The organism is Novosphingobium rosa NBRC 15208 (assembly GCF_001598555.1).
GTDB lineage: Bacteria > Pseudomonadota > Alphaproteobacteria > Sphingomonadales > Sphingomonadaceae > Novosphingobium > Novosphingobium rosa.
On record NZ_BCZE01000031.1, the window covers coordinates 63,937 to 83,392 of the forward strand.

Sequence of the window (19,456 nt, forward strand, 5' to 3'; positions counted from 1 at the left end):
AGGCACAATAAAACCCCGGTCCCGCGCGAAAGGGCATTGCGCGCGGAACCAGGGCCCTCGGGGGGGAGGAGGCTTTAGAAGGTGGCGCGAATGCCGAAGCGATACATCCGGCCGATCACATCATAAAGGCCGGGATTGGTGATATCGCTTGGCACGGTGGCCGCATCCTTGTTGAACAGATTGTCGACCTTCACATAGGCCTGAATGTTCTTCGTGATCTTGTAGGATGTGCTCAGATCGACATAGAGCGCGCCCGGCAGATAGTTGCGGTCGATCGTCGGATGGTTGACGGTCGAAACCGGGCAGTTGCTCTGGCAGACGATGTATTCATTCGCCAGAACACCGGCGCTGAACCAGCGCTGCTGCAGGGTGAAGCTGAACCTGTCGGTGCTGTAGTCTTCCACCATCAGCAGCTTCCACTTGGGCACCGCATTCTGGCCCAGATTCACGCCCGCCAGCTGGATCGGGATGGTGCCCGGCAGGCCGGTGTTGGTGATGAAGTTGCGCACATGGGTGGCCAGACCGCGCAGCGTGACCTTGCCCGGCAGCTTCAGGCCCGACATGTCGAACTGATAGCTGCCCTCGATGTCGAAACCGTCGGTGAAGATGGACGACAGGTTGAAGGGCTGCACCGTCACATAGGCATTGTTCGGATCATTGAGATTGAACGTGCCGCAGGTGGTGGCAACGCCGCCATAGCACAGGTTGATCTGCGTCTGCGCGTCCAGAGCCGAGATCGCGCTCTTGATCTTGATGCGGTAGTAATCGAACGACAGGTTCAGATGCGGCGCCCACGAGGGATGCGACAGCACGATGCCCGCCTCGGTGTTGCTCGCCACTTCGGGCTTCAGGTTCGGGTTGCCCGTGGTGGTCTGCAGCACGGTGAGCGAGGTGTTGTTGAAGGGGTTGGTCGTGCCCGTGCGGTTGCTGGTGACGGGCGCGGCGTAAAGCTCGCTCAGATTGGGCGCGCGAATGTCGCGCGAGGTGACGGCGCGCAGGCGGATGCCGTCGAGCGGCGTGTTCCAGGTGCCGCCGATCTTCCACGTATAGACCGTGCCCGAGGTGGTGTAATGCGTCATGCGGCCAGCCATGTTGAGGTTGGCCTTGCCCGCCGCCTGCGAGTTGAACAGCGGCGCGTTCAGCTCCAGAAAGCCTTCATAGACGCTGTAGGCGCCGCTGCCATTGTGATAGTTGCCAGCATACCAGTTGCCGCCCAGCGGATTGAGCAGTGGGTCCGAAGGATAATCGGCGGTGTAGGACGAACCATCGCTGACGCCATTGCCATAGGGATCGGCGCTGACCTTGTAGTATTCATGGCGGAATTCACCACCGAAGGCCACCGAGAGCGGTCCCGCGGGCAGGCGCAGCGGCTCGCCATTGACCGCGAAGCTGACCACATCCTGACGCTGGCGCGTGTGCTGGAACGGCCCGTTCAGCGGCTCGACATAGTTGAGCGCCGCCGTGCTGGGGGTGGCGCCGCCGATGATGTTGATGGGCTGGCATCCGCTCGCCACCGCAACCGGATTGGCGCAGGTGATCGTGCCATTGGCGCCGCGCACCGCCTGGATCGCCGCATTGTAGCGCGGCATCAGCGGAATGTCGTGCACGCGGATGTCGGTGATCTCGGTGCCGTTCTCGTAATAGCCGTCATAGTGCCAGTCGGTGCCCAGCACCGGGATCATGCCCTTGGCGCCCAGCACGAAGCGATACTGGTCGCGCTTGGTGTGGACGTTGATGAAGTTGGGGAAGATCGCGTTGTCGACACCATAGCTGAAGCTGGTGATGCCGTTGGTGGCGCAGGCGGCCTGAATGGCGGCGGGCACGTAGGGGTTCGAGCATTGCAGCGTCAGATTGCCGAACTGCGCCGAGCCGGGGTTGGGCACATTGCCCGTCGTCACGCGGGCGACGTTGACGGTGGTGTAGATCTCATTGTTGCTGTCAATGTCGAAGCCGATGCGGCCATAGCCATTGGCGCGCGTCAGCGAGGACATCAGCGCATTGCCATTGGCCACATTGCCCGAACGGTCGCCGCCCTGACACAGGCCATTGTAGCAGCCGATCACCGCGCCATTGGCCGCCTTCGAGGGCACGCCGTTGGAGCCATACTGGAACTGATAGGGATTGCCGTTCTTGTCGAAGGCCGTGCCCTGCAGCGGCCCGGCGGTGATCAGGCCATAGAGCGAGGATTGATAGGTCTGGGTGAAGTTGCGGTCGAGATACTGCGGCAGGCCGTCATTGGTGATGCCGCGGTTGATGAGGTTGCGCGCCACCAGCCAGTCGCGGCCGTTGGGGCCGCTGCCGTTGGGATCGTTGCCCACACCGTAACCTGCCGAGGGGATGCCGCCCTCATGGCTGTATTCGCCGCTCAGGATGACATGCAGACGATCTGCCAAGAAGGATTTGCCCACGGCCATCTGCACCGTGTAATTGCCATCGTCGCCATACTGGCTGATGCCGCCCTGCACATTGGCCTTGAAGCCCTTGAAGCGGGTGTTGGTCACGAAGTTGACCACGCCGCCCACCGCGTCCGACCCATAGGAGGCCGAAGCGCCGCCGGTCACCACATCGACACGCTCGATCAGCAGCTGCGGGAACAGGCTGACATCGGCCACGCCCGTCACATTGGCGCCCACGACACGCTGGCCGTCGATCAGCGTCAGCGTGCGGATCGGCTGAAGGCCGCGCAGCGAGAGCGTGGAAAGGCCCTGCACGCCGGTCGAGGTGCCGTTCGCGCCGACCGTCGCGCCAGTGCTGCCGGTCAGCGAGGGCAGCTGGGCGATGGTGGTGAAGATATTGGGCTGGGCGTTCTTGGCGATCGCCTCGGAATTGAGCACCTGGGTCGGTGTCGGCGCGCTGAAGCCGCTGCTGGTGATGCGCGATCCGGTCACGATGATGTCGCGGCCGGCCTCGGGAGCGGGCGCGGCGGCAGGTTCGGGCGCAGCGGCCGGAGCGGGCTGGGCCGCGCCTTCCGCCTGCTGGGCCAGGGCCGGTGTGGCCAGCATGGTGGACGCCGCCAGCGCCACACGCATGATCGTCTTGGTGGTGACAAGCCTCATTGAAATCCCCCTTTTTTCGCAGCTGGCACCATCTGCCCAGCCATCGGTTTTCCGCATTTCATTTTCATAAGTCGAAAGCGGCGCGCTTCACAAGTTAAATTCGTCAATTTTCTTTATTAAAGAAACGGCCTGTGCGAAACCCGTCACAACAGGCAAAACATCTCCGCACCGCCGAATTATCTATTTGATTTCAAATAACTTAAAGGCGATCTTCGCCCATCACATCCAGCGCCAAAGCGATCGGGCCAAGCGGCCCCGCCAGCGCGCCCAGCCCCGGCGCCATCACGAAATCCGCCTCCGGCAGCTTGAGGTAATCGCCGATCAACGACCGCAAACGCGCCTCGATTCGCGCGATCAGCACAGGCCGCGACACGATCACCCCGCCACCGAACAGAATGCGGCGCGGCCCGGCGATCGAGACCAGCGCCTGGCTCATCTGGGCCAGCGCCTCGACCACCTGCTCCCACACCGGATCCTCGTCGGACAGGGTGGCGCCATCCCGCCCGGCACAGGCCGCGATGGCCGGGCCGGCGGCCAGACCTTCCACGCAATCACCGTGATAGGGGCAATGGCCGGGCCACATCGCCCCCGGCAGGCGCGCCACCCGCATATGCCCTGCCTCGCAATGGCCAAGGCCGCGCGTGGTCCGCCCATTGACGATCAGCCCGACGCCAACACCCGTGCCCACGGTAACATAGGCCAGATCGTCGAAACCCTGCCCCGCGCCCCAGCGGCGCTCGGCAAAGGCGGCGCCGTTCACATCGGTGTCGAAGGCCAGCGGCACGCCATAGCGCGCGGCCAGCCGCCCGGCGACCGGCGTATCGCGCCAGCCGGGCTTGGCCGTGCTGGTGATGTTGCCATAGGTAAGCGAGGCGCGATCCAGATCCAGCGGCCCGAAGGAGGCGATGCCCAGCGCCTCGAAACCACCATCATGCCACCAGCCGTCCAGCACGGCTTCGATCCCCGCCAGAGTCCCTGCCGGATCGAGGGTGGGGATCGTGTCGCGCGCGGCGATCCGCCCTTGCTCATCGGCCAGAACCACGATGCATTTGGTGCCGCCCAGTTCGACGCCAGCGATACGCCTCATCATGCCTCTCTTCGGTGTTCTTGAAATCAGCGCCAGTCCGCACGGGAAAGCCGCGAAGCTCGACAGGGCCTCCCTACGCGGTCGAGCGATTAAATCAAACAATTTTATTTTTTAATTGCCCTCTGGTCATGACGCTTGTCGCGCCCCTATTCTCGCCGTCATCGCAGCAGGAGACCCGCGCGCGTGAAACCCATGCCTGTCCGTTATGCGCCTGTTCGTTACGCCGCGCTTCTGGCCCTTGGCATTGCGGGGGCGGCGCAAGCCCAGCCGGTCGCCACGCTGCCCCAGATCATGCCGCAACCAATGGCGATGCACCTCACCGGCGGCCTGCTGCCCATCGGACCCAACGCGACCATGGTCATCCAGCGCGACAGCGATCCCGAAACCATTCGCCTTGCGCGCGAAAGCCTCGCCGCTTTGGGCGTCACCCATATCCGCATCGCCCGCCATCTGCCCGCCAGGCGCAAAGACACCACCATCGTCCTCGGTCTGGCCGGCGACGCCACCACCGCCAAGGCGCTGGCCGAGACTGGCGGCGCCCCGGTCACCGGGCAGGAAGGTTATGCGCTGGCCAGCACGGCTGCGGGCGGTTCGCCGCTGATCGTCCTGGCCGGAGCCGACGCGGACGGCCTCTATTACGCCGCCCAGACCTTCACGCAGATCGCCGCGCGCGGCACCATGCCCGCCCTCTCCATCACCGACCGCCCGCGCATGCCGGTGCGCGGCACGATCGAGGGTTTCTATGGCGCCCCATGGTCCAGCGCGGACCGCCTCGCGCATATCGCCTTTCTGGGCCGTCTCAAGGCCAACACCTATATCTACAGCCCCAAGGACGATCCCTATGCCCGCACCAACTGGCGCACCCCCTATCCTGCGGACAGGCTGGCCGAGCTGGAGCTGCTGATCGACGCGGCAAGGCGCCAGCATGTACGCTTCACCTATGCCATCTCTCCCGGGCCCACGATCTGCTACAGCGATCCGGCGGATGTCGCCGCGCTGCGCCGCAAGATCGAGGGGTTTCAGGCGCTGGGCTTGCGCTCCTTCCTGATCGCCTTCGACGATATCGCCTATGCCACATGGAACTGCCCCGGCGATGCCGCCGCCTTCGGCCCGCCGGGCAAGGAGGCGGCGGGCCGCGCTCAGGCGGCGCTGGTCAACGACACGATGCAATGGCTGACCACGCGCGATCCGCAAGCCACGCTGATGGTGGTGCCGACCGAATATTACGACGCGGTCGAAACGCCCTACAAGGCCGCGCTGCACGCCATCGATCCGCGCGTGCTGGTGCAATGGACCGGCACCGATGTGGTGCCCGCCGCCATCGCCCTGCGCGATGCCAAGGCCGCCGCCAGGGCCTTCGGCCGCAAGCCGCTGCTGTGGGACAATTACCCCGTCAACGACTATCCTGAATCGACCGGCCGACTGCTGCTGGCCCCCTATGCCGGGCGGGCTGCGGGTCTGGCCGATGCGCTGAGCGGCATCCTCGCCAATCCGATGAATCAGGAGGCGCCCAGCCGCATCGCCGTCACCGGCAGCGCCGCCTTCGCCTGGAACGACCGCGACTATGACCCGGAGCGCACGCTGCCTTTCGCCGCCCGCATGCTGAGCGGCGATCACGCGGCGACCACCGATGCCCTGCTGCTGCTGTTCGACCTCGAACATCTGGCGCCCACCTTCGGCGCGCTGCCATGGCAACCGCAGGCCCCCCTGCTCAAGCAAAAGCTGGACCTTGTGCGCGACAGGCTGGCCCATGGCGCAGCGGGCGAGAGCCTGACCGCCTTGCGCGCCCTGGCGGCGGAGGCAGACAGCATCGCCGCCGCCCCGGCGATCATCCGCGCGCATGTCAACGACGCGGGCTTCCTCACCCAGAGCGGGCCATGGCTCGATGCGATGGCGCTATGGGGCCAGGCGCTGCAGGCCAGCACGGCGGGGCTGATCGCGTCGCTGGTTCAGGAGCCCGCATCAGCGCGGCATTTCGCCGATGCCGCCGCGCTGGCCACCAGGGCCGGGGCCATCCGCACCTTGCCCGGCACCACAAGACCGCAAGGCACGATCCGGCTCGGCGATGGCGTGCTGGATCTGTTCATCCGGCAAGCGCCAGAACTGGTCAGCGCAGATCGCCGCCATGAAAGCGCCCGAAATGACGGGCCGTGAACAGGCCGAGCGCCAGTCCGCCCAGCCCGCAGACCAAAGCGTCCAGCGGCTGGCGCAGATCGAAGCTGCCGACATGGCACAGCAGCCCATAGGCCATCGCCAGATTGGTGAACCCCCACAGCACATTGACCGTCGCTGAGGACAGGCCCTCGCCCGGCGGGCTGGCGAAGGGTGACTGAAACGCCCGGCCCATCAGGCCCGAGATCAGATGCGGCATGGCATTGGTCAGCGTCGCGCCGCCGAAGAACCATGCGATTGCGTGCAGCATCGTCATCGTTGCATCCCTTGTTGTTAACGCTTCGGATTGCCGTCAAATCCTGCGGGCAGACGCCGCGCCACCAGCCAGATCAGCCCATGCATCAGCGCCAGAGTGGCAAAGGCCCAGCCATAGGCGTTGAGCCCGGCATGAACCCCCGCCTGCCCGTCAGCCTCCAGCCGCCACGCCAGCAGCGTGGCGCAAAGCGTGGTCATGGTCGGGCCGCCGATGCGCTGGACGATGTTGATCGAGGTGGTCGCCATGGCCAGCTCGCGCTTGTCGATGGCGGTGTAGGCCGCAGACATGGTGGGCAACCCAACCGAGCCCTGCCCCATGCCGCGCAGAAACAGCGCGGGCAACAGCACATGCAGATCGAGGCCATGCCCCTCCCCCCACCGCCACGCCAGCCAGACGAAGGCGAGCGTCGAGAGCGTGGCCAGCGCCGTGCCGCTGCGCACCAGCCGCCGCGTGCCCAGGCGCCGGGTCAGCGTGCTCATCGCCAGACTGCTGACCATCATGCCAAGGCCCAGCGGGGCCAGCATCCAGCCCATCTCGGTGGGCGCGCGACGGCAGGCATCGACCAGAAACACCGGCACCAGCATCTGCCCGGCAAACAGCGCCCCGTTGGAAAGAAACTGCGTGATCGCCGAGGTGCGAAACACGCGGCTCCCGAACAATTTCAGATCAACCAGCGCGGCATCGCCCTTATCGCGTGCATGCCACAGGAACAGGGCGATCAGCGCCGCGGCGGCCACCACCTCCAGCCGCCCGATGGCCCCGGCGATACCCTGCGTGCCCAACAGAAACAGCACCAGCCCGGGAGAAAGCAGCGCCAGACCGCTCCAGTCCAGCCCACGGGGGCGCAGATCCTGCCGATCCTCAGGCAGGATGGCGAAGGTCAGCACCAGCGCCAGCAGGCCCACCGGCACATTCACCAGAAACAGCCAGCGCCATGTGGCATATTGCAGGATCACCCCCGCCAGCATCGGCCCGGCGATGGGCGCGAACAGCACCGGCAGCGACATATAGCCCACCACCCGGCTCATGTTCCTGCCCGCCGCGCGCGCCACCAGCATCTGCGCCATGGGCGCCATCAGCCCGCCGCTGATCCCCTGAAAGGCGCGAAACGCAATCAGCGATCCCGCCGACCACGCCAACCCGCACAGGGCCGAGGAGATCGTAAAACTCGTCAGGCAGATCAGGAACAGCCGCTTCGCGCCGATCCTTTCGAGCAGCCAGCCATTGAGCGGCAGCACCAGCGTCAGCGCCAGCAGATAAGCGCTGGTCACCCACTGGATGGTCGAGAGCGAGGCATGCAGCTCGCTCGCCAGCCCCGACAGCGAGACATTGACGATGGTGGCGTCCACCTGCGAGAGCAACGGCCCGAACACCGCCACAAAGCAGATTTTATAAACCGAAGGATCAAGCTTTTCCGGTGCTTCGCTGACGGCAGAGGCCATGAATTCAGCCTCGCGCCTCGAGCAGGGCGATGATCTGCGCCACCGTGCCGCTTTCGCCAAGGCGCGGGAAGATGCGCGCCAGACTGTTCTCATGAGCCTCAAGGCTCATATCGGTCATGGCGTCGGTGGCCAGCGTGACGTTGAAGCCCAGCTCATGGGCGAAACGCGCGGTGGATTCCACGCCTGCGGTGGTGGCCACGCCGCAAAGCACCAGCTGGGTCACGCCCCGCGCGCGCAGCTCCGCTTCCAGAGCGGTGTTGGTGAAGGCGCCCCAGGTCCGCTTGGTGATCAGAATATCCTGCGGCTGCCGGTCCAGCTCGGGCACGAGATCGGCGAAATCGGGCGGGAAGGCAAAGGCGCCCATGCTGTGTTCGGCGCGGCCCGGCGCAAGGCCCGTCACATTGACCAGCACCACCGGCAGATCGCGCTGGCGGAAGGCGGCAAGCAGCGTGGCGGATTGGGCCACCACATCCGCCATCGGATGCGCGCAAGGCAAGGTGACGATGCCCTTCTGCAAATCAATGACGATCAGGGCGGTTTTGGGATCGAGGGTGGTCACGGTCATGGGGGGCTCCGTGGTTGGGGGATCAATCCTCACCGAGGCGGCGGATCAGGGGAATCGCATGATGCAGACGCTCTATTTCGGCAGGTTCCAGCCGCCGCATGGCCGCGGCCAGCCATGCGCGTTTGGCGGCCTGCTGGCGGTGGCGCGCGGCAAGACCGGCCGGTGTCAGGGCCACCAGCATCTGCCGCCCATCGGTGGGATGGGCCTCTCGCCGCACCAGTTCCCGGCGTTCGAGCTGAAGGACCAGCGTGCCCATCGACTGCGGCGTCATCGCCTCGGCGCGGGCCAGAGCGGCGGTGGTCAGCGGTCCCTCGCGCTCCAGCCGGGCGATGACGCCGGCTTCGGACAGGTTGAGATCGCTGGCCCGCACCTCGGCGCGCAGGCGGCGGATCAGCCCGCCCACCGCGACGGTGAGATCGGCGACGACAGAATCGAGTGAGGGGGACTCATGGTCTGGCATAGGGATGACTTAGACATTGGAAGGCTATCTTGCAAGTTAATCTTGCAAGATAGCCTTCCAATTTGGGATGCCGCTGCCGGAACCCGGCAATCGCCGGATCAGCCCAGCCGGATCGAGAACTCCACCTCATCGGAGAAGGGCAGCGAAAGATAGCCCTCACCGCCGCGCACACGCTCCAGATAGGCCGGGCAGTGATCGGCATTGTCGGCCAGGATCACCGCGCCGGGGCGCAGATGCGGCTCGATCAGGGCAAGGATATCGGGATAGAGCCCCTTGGCCCCGTCGAGCAGCAGCAGGTCGACCGTGGCGGGCAGGTCGCGCGACAGCGTTTCCAGCGCATCGCCCTCGCGGCATTCGACCAGATCGGCAAGGCCGCCCTCGGCCAGATGCTGGCGGGCGCGGGCCACCTTGGAGGGCTCGAACTCGCTGGTGATGAGCCGCCCGCCGCCATTGTCGCGCAGCGCCGCGGCAAGGCACAGCGTGGAAAGGCCAAAGGAGGTGCCGAACTCCACGATGCTGCGCGCACCACTGACACGGGCCAGCATGTACAGCAGATTGCCGGTCTCACGCGAGACGGCCAGCGGGATGTCCTTCATGCGGGCGTAGAAATCGACATAGCCGGTGCGGGTCTGCATCAGCGCGCTGCGCTGCTGCGGATCAAGGCTGCTCCAATAGGCCGCCAGCGCGGGATCGGAGGCCGGATCGGCGGCATCGTTCACCGCGAACAGGCGGTCGAGCAGAGGGGCGACGGGGGCGGTGTTCAGAGTGGTCATCGGGTCTCTCGCAAGGTTGATGGCAGGGGTTGGTTGTGGAGCCCGAAAAATACGACTACTTCGTCAGCTTCGCTAATCGCATTGGCTGGAAGAGCTATGGCCGACATCCCGAAACCCCGGATTTCCGCGCGCAAATCACCCAGACAGGCCCGCTCCACCGATCTTGTTTCGGCGGTTCTGGACGCTGCTGTTCAGGTTTTGCGCAAGGAGGGCGCGCAGCGTTTCACCACCGCCAGAGTCGCGGAGCGGGCCGGGGTCAGCGTCGGCTCGATCTACCAGTATTTCCCCAACAAGGCCGCGATCCTCTTCCGCGTGCAGGCCGAGGAATGGCGGCGCAACACCGCCATGCTGTCCGGCATTCTGAATGACCGCAGCAAGCCGCTCGAAGCGCGGCTGCGCGCGATGGTCCATGCCTTCATCCAGTCCGAATGCGACGAGGCCGAGGTGCGGCTGGCGCTGGCCGATGCCGCGCCGCTCTACCGCGACGCCCCGGAAACCGGCGAGGCCCGCGCCGAGGGAGCGCGGCTGTTCCAGCAGTTCATCGATGAAACCCTGCCGGACAAGCCGCAGGCCGAGCGGGAGCTGGTCTCGGATCTGATCCAGCGCACCTTCTCCGGCGTGGGCAGCAGCTATTCCGAGCAGCCCCGCAGCGAGGAGGAGATCACGCGCTACGCCTCAGCCCTGGCCGACATGTTCTGCGCCTATTTTGCCACGCTGGGCGCGCGCTGAGCGGCTCAGCAAGGCGGCGATCGTCGCCCAGATCAGCAGGGCCGCGATCACCCCGACCACGCCGGGGCTGACCCGTCCGGGCGCGGCAAAGCCCGCCAGCGCCAGCGCGATCAGCCCCAGCCCGGTGCCATAATAGAGCGGCTGGGGAAAGCCGTGCGCCAGCGGCAGGAAATGCAGGCCGACGATCAGGCTGACCGTCGCCATCACCCATTCGGGATGGCCCAGATTGGCCACCAGATTGGTGCCGATCAGGATGGCGACACCCTCGATCCCGCTCCAGGCGCCAACCAGCCGGTTGACCTTTTGCGGGTCGGGATAGGCCTGCAGAGGCCCGGAACCGAAGCGCGCCGCCAGCAGCAGCAAGACCGAGATCGCCACCGGCAACGCAAACCAGACGGCGGCAAAGCCGAGTTGCGACAGCCCGGCTGCTCCCCAGACCGCCGCGAAAAAGGCAAGAATAACAAGTCCGGTCATGATCCCCCCTGACGCATGGATGGACAATCCCCTTACCGTTTGGCGGTGATGAAAGCCGCGATCCCCTCTACGATATGGGGGGCCAAAGGCAGGTTGGGATCCGCGTAGGTGGCAAAGTTGGCGCTGCGTTCCTCGCTCGCCACGGATTTGAGGACATGATTGGCATCGGGCAACAGCGTCAGCCGCGCAGCGGGCTGGCCTTCCTTCAACCGCCGGGCATCCTCCACGCTGACCTGCAGATCCTTCTCGCCCTGCATGATCAGCACCGGCAGCTTCAGCCTGCCGATCAACGCAATCGGGTCGACCGCCAGTTCGCTGATCCAGAGGGGCTGCACCTCGGATCGGAACAGCCCCGCCAGAGGTGGCGGCAGCGTGGCAGGGTCCACGCGCCGCCCGGCGGACAGCGTGTCGATGGCGCGGTCGGCATCGGGCAGCAGGGGGGCGTTGGCGGGGTTGGCGCGCAATTGCTGCTTGAGCACCTGCTCCAGCGGGCGCCCGGCGGTGGAGACCAAAATCAGCCCGCAGATATCCTTGGGGCTGTCCGCCGCGGTCTGCAGCGCGACCAGCCCGCCCTCGCTATGCCCCAGCAGCCAGACGCAGGTGGCCCCGGTTTTCGCGCGCGTCGCCGCGATCCAGGCTCTGGTGTCCTGCACGTAACCCGGCAGGGTCAGCTCACTGCGGTCCGCCACCGCGCCCGCGCTGGCGAAGCTGCCGCGCTTGTCGATGCGGGTGCTGGGGATCCCCTGTTGCGCCAGCCCTTCGGCCAGCAGGCGATAGGTCGAGCCCTTGAGGCCCAGCGGACTGTTGCCGTCACGATCCGTCGGGCCGGAGCCGGGCAGGATCAGCACCGGGGGTTGCGTACTGCCCGCCACCGTCACCAGCGTGCCCTTGAGGTCGCCCCTGGGGCCCGAAGCAGCGATATCGCTGGACGAGACAGCCCCCGGCGCGGCGGCGGTCAGGGCAAGAAGCATCGGCAGCAGGTTCATGGTCACGCAGCCTCTGCGATCGGCGGGGAAGCCTGTTATACGGCCTTGCGACAGAAAGACTTGTAGAAATGCACGGGGCTCTGTCGTGAGGCTTTACCTGCGCCCGGAAGATGACCTAGTCAGGCGGGATGACAGCCAGCCTCTCCTTCGCCCGCACGCTTTCCGGCCTGACGCTGACCCGTGCGGATGTGCAGGCGCTGATCGGCGCTGGGGCGGTTCAGTGTGTCGAATGCGATCTGGACGAGGCCGATCTGTCCGACCTCGATCTGGCCGGATGGCGGTTCGAGCGGTGCAGCCTGCGCCGCGCCAATCTGACCAAGGCCAATCTGGAGCGCACGCAGTGGCTTTCCTGCCGCGCGGGTTTTGCCAGCCTGCTGAGCGCCGATCTGAGCGATGCCGTGATCCGCTCCTGCGATGTCAACAATGCCAACTTTCGCCATGCACGGCTGACCGGCACCCGGATCACCGGCAGCAAGCTGACCGGAGCAGACCTGACCGACGCGCGGATCATCGATCTGCAGTGCGAGGAGGTGCTGATGTCCGGCGCCAAGCTGGCGGGGCTAAGCTTTCGCAAGCAGCGGTTGCAGCGGATGGATTTCAGTCAGGCCGATCTGCGCAAGGCCGATTTCCGCGACGCCAGTTTCGAGCAATCCAGCCTGCGCGACGCCATGCTGACCGGCGCGCGTTTCGACAAGGCCGACCTGCGCGGGGCGGATTTGGGCGGCCTGCGCCTTGTCGATGCCGCGCTGTTTCGCGGCGCGACCATCTCGCGTGAGCAGGCCGCGCAATTGCTGGCGGAACTGGGCCTGAAGCTGGGCTAGTTCATGAATCCAGGACAGCCTGCACTGCATCCGGCGTGGCCACCGGCGCTTGCGGCGGGCTGAAGTTGGGCACATCGCGGCTGTTGCGCGTGTCCAGAGGCACGCCGCTGGTGTTGATGTACCAGTTGAGCAGCCGGTCCTCCAGCGCCGCCTGATCCTTGGCCAGCGCGCGCGTGCCGATCAGATTGCGCGTCTCGCCCGGATCGGCGATGCGGTCATACAGTTCGCTGACGCCTTGCGGGCGGTGGATATAGGTGTGACGCTGCGTGCGCACGCTGGCGGCGCGGGCGACCAGTTCGGGATGCTGCGCGGGCAGCTGCGACTTGTAGCGATAGAGCCCGCCGGTGGGATTGTCGAAAGCCTGCGGTTCGTAGATGCCAAGGCCTGCCTCGGTGAAGGCCGCGCGGTTATGATCGCCGGGGCCACCGTGGATCTGCGGCAGAAGGCTGCGCCCGAACTGGGTATGATGCGGCGCGGTGCCCGCAAGGTTCAGGAAGCTGGGCAGAATATCGTAAAGCTCGACCATATCCTGCGCGACCATGCCCTCGGGCGCGCCGGGCACGCGGCCGATCAGCGGCACATGGGTCAGGCAGCTTTCCAGCCCGCCGTGCCATTTCTCGACCAGCCCGTAATCGCCCGCGTAATCGCCATGGTCGGAGCCGACGAAAACCGCCGTATCCTTGTTGCGCCCGGTGCGGTCCAGCGCATCGAGCAACTCGCCCAGCAGCCAGTCGGTGTAGGAGACCTGCCCGTAATAGGTGGCGCGCACCTGGCGGAACACCTCCGGCCCGGCCTTGTCGAGGCCATAGGCCTTGCGGATCGCCTCATGATAGGCGGGCTTGTTCGGCAGGCCCGGCGGGATCGGGGCGGGGATATCGTCCGGCTTGTACATCGCCTGAAAATCGGCGGGCGCGCGATAGGGCGGATGCGGCTGGAAGATCGGCAGGAACAGGCAGAAGGGCTTGTCGCTCTCCTTGCGCTCGATGATCTCGATGGCGCGCTGGATGATGCCGTAATCGCTGGTGGCGCGGCGGTCTCCCATCGGGGGGAGCAGCATGGTGACGGTGCTGCTGGTCGCCCCGGCCCGCGCGCCGGGCGCATGGTCGCCAGCCGCCGCGCCCGGTGCCGGCGGATCGGCCCAGGCGGTCAGGCTGGTGGCGAAGGTTTCGGGGGCCAGCACATCGTTCTTGCCGAAGAAGAAGGTGTCATAGCCGGACTGACGCAGCAGGGCGAAGAGGTTGGGCTCGGTCGGCTGGATCAGATAGGAGAAGCCGCGATGGCCCGTGGCGCTGGTGGGCAGCCCCGTCAGCATCGAGCAGCGCGAGGCGGCGCAGACCGGATACTGCACATGGGCATTGGCAAAGCGCGTGCCCGATTTGGCCAGACGATCGAAGTTGGGGGTGCGCGTGACGGGATTGCCATAGCAGGCCAGCGCATCGGCGCGCAGCTCGTCGGGGAAGAAGAGGATCAGATTGGGGCGCGATCCCGTGACCGCGCGCGCCACGTGCGGCAGCAGCGAGGCCAGCAGCGCACCACCGGCACCGCCCATGAGTGTTCGACGATCAAAACTCATGGGCGCTATCCTTGTGTTGTTACTCGGCGTCCGGCTGCGTGGCCGGATTGGCGGCGATGAAGGCGGGATGCGCAAGGCAGGCCGCTTCCACCGCCAGCAGCCGCGGCCAGCGCTGGACAACGACACCAAAACGGCGCGCATTGACCAGCTGCGGGATCAGGCAGATGTCAGCCAGAGACACCGTGTCGCCAAAGCTGAACTGGCCAGCATAGGGCGCGATCAGTGCGTCATAAGCGTCGAAGCCTTCCTCGATCACCTGCGCGGCCCAGGCGTTCTCGTCATGACCCAGCGCCTTGATCCGGCCCAGAATTTTCAGATTCTGGATCGGATGGGTGTCGCAAGCGATGACCTGCGCCGCCGCGCGCACGCGGGCGCGCATCACGGCGTCTTCCGGCAGCAGCTTCGGGCCGTCATGCGTCTCGTCGAGATACTCGCAGATGGCCAGACTCTGGGTCAGCACCACGCCGTCGATCTCCAGCGCGGGCACCAGCCCCTGCGGGTTGAGCGCCAGATAGGCCGGAGCGCGCTGCTCGCCCGCACGCAGGCGGTAAAAGGCACCGTCATAGTCGATGCCCTTCAACGCCAGCGCGACGCGCACCCGGTAGGATGCGCCCGAACGGAAAAAGCCGTGCAGCTTAGTCCCAGAGTCAGTCATTTGCCACCGGGCCAACGGTGACGGTGCAGTCGGTGAGACCCGCGATCGAGACGTTGATGACGTCGCCCGACACCACCGCGCCCACGCCGGCAGGCGTGCCGGTGTAGATCAGATCGCCCGGCTCCAGACGGTAGAAGCGCGAGACGTAAGCGATCACTTCCTTCACGTCCCAGATCAGATCGGCCAGATCGGCGTCCTGCTTGGTGTCGCCATTGACCGTCAGCTTGATGCTGCCGCTTTCCAGCACGCCCGTCTCGCTCTGCGGGTGGATCAGGCCGAGCGGGCTGGACTGCTCGACATTCTTGCCGGTGCTCCAGGGGCGGCCCTTGTCGCGCGCTTCGAGCTGCAGATCGCGGCGCGTCATGTCCAGACCCGTGGCATAGCCGTAGATGTGATCGGCGGCGTTCTCTTCGGCGATGTTGCGGCCGCCCTTGCCCACGGCCAGAACCAGCTCGGCCTCGAAGTGGAAGTTCGAGGTTTCCGAAGGATAGGCGATGGTGGTGCCACTGGGCACGACCGTCTCGGCCCACTTCGTGAAGAAGAAGGGCGCCTCGCGCGTGGGATCCTTGCCCATTTCGCGGGCATGGGCGGCGTAGTTGCGGCCGATGCAGAACAGGCGGCGCACGGGGAACTCGTTCCCGTCGGAGGTCTTGGCCACAATCGGGGCGGGCAGCGTGAAGAGGGTCATATCAGGCGTTCCATTCGCGGTAGAGGTTGAGCTTTTCTTGGGCAGCTTTGTCGGAATAGGCAAACAGCACGAGATCGGTGTCGGCAGAGAAACGCACTTCCTTCCACGAAGGCACGCAGAACGTGTCGCGTTCGAGGAGCTGGATTTCCTCGCCATCGATGATGACCGTGCCCATGCCTTCGCAGACGACGAAGATCGTGCCATCGCTGGAGCGGCGGGCCTTGGTCTCGAAGCCGGCCGGGATCAGGCGGACATGGGCCGAGATCGTCGGCATGATCGAGCCGCCATCGGCCGGATTGGTGAACTCCAGCGCATGGCCGACATGGGGATCGACCTCGGCCGACTTGGCCATGGCGTCCAGCGCCGGGCGCCACTGGGCATAGGGATAGTGGAACAAGGGCTGATGCGCGGGGCGACGATCCGCCGCCGTGCCGCGCATCGGGCGCATGTTGTGGCCATAGCGGGCCTGCGTATCGCCGGCGGGCGCGCTTTCAGGGAAGGCTTTCCCGTCGAAATGTTCGGCGAATTGCGCGTCGAACAGGCGGACGGTGGGAATGTCGAGGCCGTCGAGCCAGATCATCGGCCGGTCGGTGGTGTTGCCGTGATCGTGCCACTGGCCGCCGGGGGTGAGCACCAGATCGTACTGGCGCATGATCGCCTTTTCGCCATCGAGCGCGGTGAAGGCGCCGTCGCCCTCCATCACGAAGCGCAGGGCGCACTGGCTGTGGCGGTGGCAGGGGGCGATCTCGCCGGGGAGGATCAGCTGGAGCCCGGCATAGAGGCTGGGCACGATGGCCGACTGGCCTTCAAGGCCGGGATTCTCGAGGATCAGCACGCGGCGCTCGGCCTGCTCGGCGCTGATCAGATCGCCCGCGCGCATCAGATAGTCGCGCGCCTGATCGTAGTTCCAGCGATGAACATGGGCAGGCGAGTTGGGCTGCGGCTTGACGAGGCCAGCCAGCAGTTCCCACAAGGGCGTCAGATTGGCGGGCGCCATCTCCGCATAAAGCGCTTCGAGTTGCGACCTCTGGTCGTTGGGCCGATCGTTGGAAGGGGCCATCTCGTCGATCCTCTAATCTCTTTGACTCGGGGCAAGCTCTTACGGGCTGCGCGCAGCTTCATGTGGAGCAACCACGCCCCCCGCGCAACCAAAAAATTGTAGCGCTATACCAGAACAACTCTTGCCACCCCCCGCCCCGTTCATTTAGCGCTGGAGGTGACGCGAAAACCGCCCCAGAAACCGTGACAACACAGGACAACGGATGACCACAGTAACGCGTTCCTCACGCCGCTCCCGGCAGGCGGTCACCATTTCCTCGGTGGCCGATGCGGCGGGCGTCTCGCCGATGACGGTATCGCATGTGCTCAACGGCACCAAGCCCGTGCGCGAGGCGACCCACGCCGCCGTGATGAAGGCGGTGGAAGAGCTGGGCTATGTGCCCAATGCCGCCGCGCGCTCGCTGGCTTCGGCGCGCAGCACGCGGATCGGCATCGTCTATCGCAACGCGCAGAATGCCTTCCTTTCCGCCATGCTGGTGGGCGCGCTGAATGCCGCCGCGCGGGCCGGGGTGCAGATCATCATCCGCAAATGCGACGATCTTTCCGCCAGCGCCGCCATGGAAGCCGTTTCCGGACTGGTGCGCAGCGGAGCGAATGCGATCCTTTTCGCCCCGCCCTACAATGAGCTGCTTTCGGGCAGCGCGGCGCTGGCCAAGCTGAATGTGCCGATGGCGGCCATCGCCTGCGGGCGGGGGCTGGCCGACATGGACACGGTGGGCGTCGATGAAAAGGCGGCGGCGCAGGCCATGACCGAGCATCTGCTCGACCGTGGTTACAAGCGCATCGGCTTTGTGATGGGCGCCTCGATCCACTCGGGCAGCAAGGCGCGTTTCGAGGGCTATGGCGCGGCGCTGGCGGCGCGCGGGATCGGCATCGATCCGGCGCTGATCGCCATGGGCGATTTCAGCTTTGAATCGGGGCTGAGCGCGGGCTCTGCCCTGCTCGACCTGCCCGAGCCGCCCGATGCCATCTTCGCCAGCAATGACGATATGGCCGCGGGCGTGATCCTGAGCGCCCATCGCCGGGGGCTGAGCATCCCGCAGCATGTGGCCGTGGCGGGGTTCGACGATGCGCCCATCGCGGTGAAGATCTGGCCACCGCTGACCACCGTGCGTCAGGATGTCGATCTGATGGCGGCGCAGGCCACCGACTGGCTGATCCAGCGCCATCGCGAGGATGAAGGGACCGCCAAGGCGCCCCTGTCGCAATGGGTGCCTTATACGATCGTCCTGCGCGAAAGCGCCTGAAAACGCGTTCGGCCGGGAGGCGGAAACCTCCTGGCCGAGCCGGTTCACGCTTCATTGCTTTGATTAAAGCGCGATGATCCGGCGATAATCCTTCATCCCCATCCACAGCAGCACCACCGACAGCGGCGAGGCCACGGCGCAGACGATCGAGATCGCGTAATGCAGCGCCTTGGGATCGTGGAACACATAGTCGGTCACCAGCGCAATCGCCGTGGGACCAAGCGCCGCACCGATCAGATTGATCGTGAGCATATAGGCCGCCGACATCAGCGCGCGCATGCGGTTCGGGGTCAGCTCCTGCAGGGTGGCCAGACCGCCGCCAAAGTTGAAACCGGCCAGAAAATTCATCAGCCCGATCAGCACCAGCGCCATGCCCGCCGTGGGCATCAGCGGGAAGGCGATTGTGACGGGCACCAAAGCGACAAAGCCGATCATCGAGGCCTGAAGATTGCCATGCGCCAGCCCGCGCTTGCGCAGCCAGCTGGCCACCAGACCGCCCGCCAGCGCGCCCGACGTGCCGCAGACAAAGACCACCGGGCCATAGAGACTGCCCACCTGCGCCGTCGTCCAGCCATAGGAGCGCTCAAGGAACGCGGGGATCCACACCGCCGTGCCATTGCCCACCAGCACCATCAGCGCAAAGCCCAGCATGATCCCGATATAGGCCTTGGCCCGCGCACCGACATGCGCGAAAAACTGCGAAAGCGGCACGCTGTCCTGCGCGGCGGTGGTGTCATTCGCTTCGCCGCGACGGGCCGGTTCGCGCAGAGTCAGCGTCACCAGCGTCAGCAGCAGGCCGGGGATGCCCAGCAGCAGGAAGACCAGCTGCCAGCCCTTCATCGCGCCCGCCAGCGGCACCATCACCGTACCGCCCGGGGGCAGATGCGCAAAGATCACCCCGCCGATCACCAGCGCCGAGGCGCTGCCCAGATAGATGCCGATCTGATAGATGCCCATGGCCAGCGGCAGGCGGCTCTTGGGGAAATAGTCCGAAAGCAGCGAATAGGCGGCGGGGGTCAGCCCGCCCTCGCCCGCGCCCACGCCGATGCGGGCGGCAAACAGGCTGGTGAAGCTGCGCGCGAAACCGCAAAGGCTGGTCGCCACGCTCCACACCAGAATCGCGCCCGCCACGATGTTGCGGCGGTTCGAGCGGTCGGCGATGCGCGCGATGGGCAGGCCCACCGCGACATAGAACAGCGTGAAGGACAGGCCATAGAGCAGGCTGATCGCCGTGTCCGAAATGGCCAGATCCTTCTTGATCGGCTGCACCAGCAACGCCAGCGCCTGCCGGTCGACAAAGGCCAGCGTGTTGGCCAGCATCAGCACGATGGCCACCCACCAGGCACGCCCCGGCGAGGGCCAGGGCTTTTCAGGAGCGGAAACAGGTTCGGACATCAAGGCTTCCTGTAAGGT

The 19,456-nt window shown here is 65.9% G+C and carries 18 protein-coding genes; 4 read left to right on the forward strand and 14 right to left on the reverse strand.

Translation table 11 applies throughout. The features are described 5' to 3' along the window. Positions 1 to 74 precede the first annotated feature (74 nt). Both SR3_RS13050 and SR3_RS13055 read right to left on the reverse strand, forming a co-directional pair. Entirely contained in the window at positions 75 to 3,056 is a 2,982-nt protein-coding gene (locus SR3_RS13050) for a TonB-dependent receptor plug domain-containing protein (RefSeq protein ID WP_218018818.1), read from the reverse strand. 199 nt (positions 3,057 to 3,255) lie between these two features. Continuing rightward, on the reverse strand, positions 3,256 to 4,146 hold the full coding sequence (locus SR3_RS13055) for an ROK family protein (protein WP_068086509.1): 891 nt from the start codon (positions 4,144 to 4,146) through the stop codon (positions 3,256 to 3,258). 189 nt (positions 4,147 to 4,335) lie between these two features. On the opposite strand from SR3_RS13055, the gene SR3_RS13060 reads away from it, so the two are divergent. Then, positions 4,336 to 6,297, forward strand: a complete 1,962-nt coding sequence (locus tag SR3_RS13060) for a beta-N-acetylhexosaminidase family protein (RefSeq protein WP_068086512.1) — start codon at positions 4,336 to 4,338, stop codon at positions 6,295 to 6,297. Here the strand turns inward: SR3_RS13060 and SR3_RS13065 are convergent. From SR3_RS13065 to SR3_RS13085, 5 genes are all read right to left on the reverse strand, one after another. Continuing rightward, the gene (locus SR3_RS13065; protein WP_068086515.1) at positions 6,251 to 6,571 is read right to left on the reverse strand and encodes a hypothetical protein; all 321 of its coding nucleotides are present in this window, start codon (positions 6,569 to 6,571) and stop codon (positions 6,251 to 6,253) included. The two genes, SR3_RS13060 and SR3_RS13065, sit on opposite strands and share 47 nt — an antisense overlap. A gap of 17 nt (positions 6,572 to 6,588) precedes the next feature. Continuing rightward, complete coding sequence (locus SR3_RS13070) at positions 6,589 to 8,013, reverse strand: DHA2 family efflux MFS transporter permease subunit (protein WP_068086518.1); 1,425 nt, start codon at positions 8,011 to 8,013, stop codon at positions 6,589 to 6,591. A 4-nt stretch (positions 8,014 to 8,017) separates the two neighbouring features. After that, the gene (locus SR3_RS13075) at positions 8,018 to 8,578 is read right to left on the reverse strand and encodes an isochorismatase family protein (RefSeq protein WP_068086521.1); all 561 of its coding nucleotides are present in this window, start codon (positions 8,576 to 8,578) and stop codon (positions 8,018 to 8,020) included. Positions 8,579 to 8,600: 22 nt separating this feature from the next. Next, entirely contained in the window at positions 8,601 to 9,038 is a 438-nt protein-coding gene (locus tag SR3_RS13080; RefSeq protein WP_068086524.1) for a MarR family winged helix-turn-helix transcriptional regulator, read from the reverse strand. Between the two features lie 98 nt (positions 9,039 to 9,136). After that, a complete protein-coding gene (locus SR3_RS13085) occupies positions 9,137 to 9,811 on the reverse strand; it encodes an O-methyltransferase (protein ID WP_068086527.1) in 675 nt (224 codons plus the stop codon). Between the two features lie 96 nt (positions 9,812 to 9,907). Here SR3_RS13085 and SR3_RS13090 point away from each other — a divergent pair, with 96 nt between their 5' ends. Then, positions 9,908 to 10,540, forward strand: coding sequence for a TetR family transcriptional regulator (locus SR3_RS13090; RefSeq protein ID WP_068086530.1), 633 nt, complete (start codon positions 9,908 to 9,910; stop codon positions 10,538 to 10,540). Here SR3_RS13090 and SR3_RS13095 read toward each other — a convergent pair. Both SR3_RS13095 and SR3_RS13100 read right to left on the reverse strand, forming a co-directional pair. Next, a complete protein-coding gene (locus SR3_RS13095) occupies positions 10,487 to 11,014 on the reverse strand; it encodes a hypothetical protein (RefSeq protein ID WP_068086533.1) in 528 nt (175 codons plus the stop codon). The genes SR3_RS13090 and SR3_RS13095 overlap by 54 nt on opposite strands. A gap of 32 nt (positions 11,015 to 11,046) precedes the next feature. After that, the gene (locus SR3_RS13100) at positions 11,047 to 12,000 is read right to left on the reverse strand and encodes an alpha/beta hydrolase (protein ID WP_218018820.1); all 954 of its coding nucleotides are present in this window, start codon (positions 11,998 to 12,000) and stop codon (positions 11,047 to 11,049) included. 128 nt (positions 12,001 to 12,128) lie between these two features. Here SR3_RS13100 and SR3_RS13105 point away from each other — a divergent pair, with 128 nt between their 5' ends. Next, positions 12,129 to 12,821, forward strand: a complete 693-nt coding sequence (locus tag SR3_RS13105; protein ID WP_068086536.1) for a pentapeptide repeat-containing protein — start codon at positions 12,129 to 12,131, stop codon at positions 12,819 to 12,821. Position 12,822: 1 nt separating this feature from the next. Here SR3_RS13105 and SR3_RS13110 read toward each other — a convergent pair whose 3' ends face one another. From SR3_RS13110 to gtdA, 4 genes are read right to left on the reverse strand one after another with little or no spacing between them, the layout of a single operon-like run. After that, positions 12,823 to 14,394, reverse strand: a complete 1,572-nt coding sequence (locus tag SR3_RS13110) for a sulfatase-like hydrolase/transferase (RefSeq protein ID WP_068086539.1) — start codon at positions 14,392 to 14,394, stop codon at positions 12,823 to 12,825. A gap of 19 nt (positions 14,395 to 14,413) precedes the next feature. Next, positions 14,414 to 15,049: a maleylacetoacetate isomerase gene (gene maiA / locus SR3_RS13115; RefSeq protein ID WP_068086541.1), complete on the reverse strand. Its 636-nt coding sequence runs from the start codon at positions 15,047 to 15,049 to the stop codon at positions 14,414 to 14,416. Beyond that, positions 15,042 to 15,737, reverse strand: coding sequence for a fumarylacetoacetate hydrolase family protein (locus SR3_RS13120; RefSeq protein WP_068086544.1), 696 nt, complete (start codon positions 15,735 to 15,737; stop codon positions 15,042 to 15,044). Before SR3_RS13120 ends, maiA begins: the two co-directional genes overlap by 8 nt. A gap of 1 nt (position 15,738) precedes the next feature. After that, positions 15,739 to 16,797: a gentisate 1,2-dioxygenase gene (gene gtdA / locus SR3_RS13125; RefSeq protein ID WP_068086548.1), complete on the reverse strand. Its 1,059-nt coding sequence runs from the start codon at positions 16,795 to 16,797 to the stop codon at positions 15,739 to 15,741. A 202-nt stretch (positions 16,798 to 16,999) separates the two neighbouring features. On the opposite strand from gtdA, the gene SR3_RS13130 reads away from it, so the two are divergent. Continuing rightward, on the forward strand, positions 17,000 to 18,043 hold the full coding sequence (locus tag SR3_RS13130) for a LacI family DNA-binding transcriptional regulator (RefSeq protein ID WP_068086551.1): 1,044 nt from the start codon (positions 17,000 to 17,002) through the stop codon (positions 18,041 to 18,043). A 63-nt stretch (positions 18,044 to 18,106) separates the two neighbouring features. On the opposite strand, the gene SR3_RS13135 is transcribed toward SR3_RS13130, so the two are convergent. Continuing rightward, positions 18,107 to 19,438 carry a spinster family MFS transporter gene (locus tag SR3_RS13135; RefSeq protein WP_068086554.1) on the reverse strand — a complete coding sequence of 444 codons (1,332 nt, stop codon included), beginning with the start codon at positions 19,436 to 19,438 and terminating at the stop codon, positions 18,107 to 18,109. Between the last annotated feature and the right edge of the window lie 18 nt (positions 19,439 to 19,456).